Genomic DNA, 2,549 nt, shown 5'->3' on the forward strand with positions numbered 1-2,549 from the left:
CTGCTCGCCCGCGAATTAAGCGAATTTGCCACAAGCTACGGCATTCACATCGAAACCTCCGGGTCGCGTGCTACGAAACGCGCGATTGCTTGAAGCGAAAAAATAAAAATCAACAATTTGCCATAACCAAATGAGGAAGAGGCGACAATGATTAATTACAACTCACAAGATGTCACCGTTTTGTTAAAGCTTTGCGCCTGGTGTGCGGCTGAGTTGTTGGAAAGTGATCGATTTTGTCGTCGCTGCGGGGTTAATCAACAGACGGGTAAACGCGCCACCACAGAAATTAAAAATAGTTTTAGCTTGAAAAATACTGACGAACCTTTAAATCAAAAAAATACGGTGGCGCGTCTTACGCCTGATGAAGCCTTTGAATTTTATGTCACCGGTGATGGCTTATTGCTGAATAACCAACCGACCGACCGTTATGCCACAACGGTTTTAGTAAATGAAAATCCTTACCGCAAGTTTTCCGGTTCGCTGGTCAAGGCTATCGCATCCGGCGTTACCGAAAATACCGCGCCCTGTTTCAATAAGACGTTTGCGAGACGAATCATTCCGGCAATGATTTTAATCCCCGTGTGGCTGGTGATTATTTTGCTCTCACCGCTTGATGCTTATGCCACTGCCAAAAGTTTAACCAAACAACTCAATTAAAAATTTTTCGGCAACCACTTCTCGCATCACTTGAAACTTTATCCAGAGTCTCCTCGTTTGCCTGCTTTGGAAAAATGAGGTGCTCGGATGCGTAGAGGATTATTTGCTATTTTCTTTTTGTTCATTGCGATGTTATCGGTTCAAGCTCAAGCCCAGCATCGCTACCCAATTATTTTGGTTCCCGCAACCGACAAAAGCGGCAGAGCGATTGAGGCGCAGGAATATCAAGGTGAAAAATATCCGGTGCTGAAACTTGCCACTGAATCGGCGCTGTTGCAAAACCTTCGCGCCGTTTTGGCGACTCCGTTTTTGCAACAGGAACTCGCGCTTGCCGAGTACGCCCGCAATCAGCGCATCAATGAACTCAATTTACCAATCAAAAAAATCGGCGATGCTCATCGCTCACTGTTTGAACCCTTGTACCTGCTGTTATCGAAACAGGAAGGCGGTTTTGCCCGGCAAGGATTCTGGCTGGAAGCCAGCGCATCAGAAAGAAAATTCATCAATGCTGCGTTTGTTGATATGGTGGTTGATGAACGTAGCGTAAAATCGGGAGAGTTTGAAGAGATCTTCGCGCACGAACTCGGTCACGTCATTTTAAGCTATCTGTTTGGCGGTTTGCCCGCAGGCAACTCGCGCAAAATGCATGCGAGTTTTGTGACCACCGATTATCCTACGGCGTTTAACGAAGGCTACGCGGAACACTTTCAACCGCTGGTGCGCGATAATACAACCAATGAAAATTTGCGGCGCGTGGAAAGCGGCGTCGATTTAACCAACCTCAATCGTTTCTGGTTCAGCAAAATTGATTCCTGGTTGCGCAATCAAGGGGTGCGAAGAAATATTTTCGTTCACAATAAACTGCTGCCGCAAAGCGCCTTTGATGAAGGCACAGACCTTTATCAACTGTTTATTGATGAAGAGACCTCGCCTTATTTTTCCTTCGAGTCGATTAAAAATGCGCAGCAGATGATGGCAAGCGAAGGAGTGATTGCAACGCTGTTTTTTCGTCTGGTAAATGATGAACGCCTCAGAAATCGCTATCGTGAGGGCGCGTTTTATTCACGCTTTTTTACCGATAAGTCGCCGGTCACAGATGCCGCGAAACAGTTTACCCCTTATCAAAATGTCATGCTCAAATTGTTTGCGGCGATGAATGAAATGAATCGTCAAACTTTAACCGGCGACCGCGCGATGCTTCTGGAAACGGTTAAAAATTACGGCAAAATTTTTCCCGATGAAAAGGCCGCGGTGTACGAGGTTTTTATCAACACGACTTTTGGCGCGACCATTTCAAACACGATGGTGCGGTCGCTTGAGGAATACGCCAAACTCGGTCGCAGAGGGAGTATGCAATTTGTCGAGCGTTTGCCGGCAACCCGAAAACAGATGCAGGAATTGATTGATAAAGCCGTGCGCGACGAAGTCGCATTGGACGCCGAACTTGGTAAACAGCTATGGCTTCTCAATGACGGTTTCACAATCGGGCGAACGATTTTTAATGAAGAACGCACTTTGCCGCTCACCATCAATTTGAACACCGCGAGCTTTGCGGAACTTAGGACTTTACCGGATGTGGATTTTTCCGTTGCCCGTGCCATTCTTGCCGCGCGCGCCGTTAAAGGCTATTTCAAAAACCTTGAAGAGTTTCGCGAAATCAAAGGCGTTTCTCCGTCGCTTATCGAAAAACTGAAAAAAATGCAAAGCGCGATGACTGCCGCCGGAAAGATGAATCGCAGCTAAGAACGCGGTTTAAATAATCCCAAAACGGTTTGATTTTTATAATGAGCGATTGCCATTGCGATAGCTGAAAATCAAGCTACGGCGGTTCGCGCCGGTGATTTTTCGATACCGTAACCGGCAGCAAAATCTCTTAATTCATCAGCTAATAA

General features: G+C 46.4%; 2 protein-coding genes. Both read left to right on the forward strand.

The window, feature by feature from the left end; all coding sequences use genetic code 11:
• The first annotated feature begins 147 nt into the window (after nucleotides 1-147).
• Nucleotides 148-657, forward strand: a complete 510-nt coding sequence (locus AB1757_31205; GenBank protein MEW6131536.1) for a hypothetical protein — start codon at nucleotides 148-150, stop codon at nucleotides 655-657.
• Between the two features lie 87 nt (nucleotides 658-744).
• Complete coding sequence (locus tag AB1757_31210) at nucleotides 745-2,400, forward strand: helix-hairpin-helix domain-containing protein (protein ID MEW6131537.1); 1,656 nt, start codon at nucleotides 745-747, stop codon at nucleotides 2,398-2,400.
• Nucleotides 2,401-2,549: the final 149 nt, after the last annotated feature.

It is taken from the genome of Acidobacteriota bacterium, assembly GCA_040754075.1.
Classification (GTDB): Bacteria; Acidobacteriota; Blastocatellia; order UBA7656; family UBA7656; genus JBFMDH01.

Coding starts and splice junctions, on each gene's coding strand:
- AB1757_31205 (MEW6131536.1), top strand. CDS start 148: ATGATTAATTACAACTCACAAGATGTCACCGTTTTGTTAAAGCTTTGC.
- AB1757_31210 (MEW6131537.1), top strand. CDS start 745: ATGCGTAGAGGATTATTTGCTATTTTCTTTTTGTTCATTGCGATGTTA.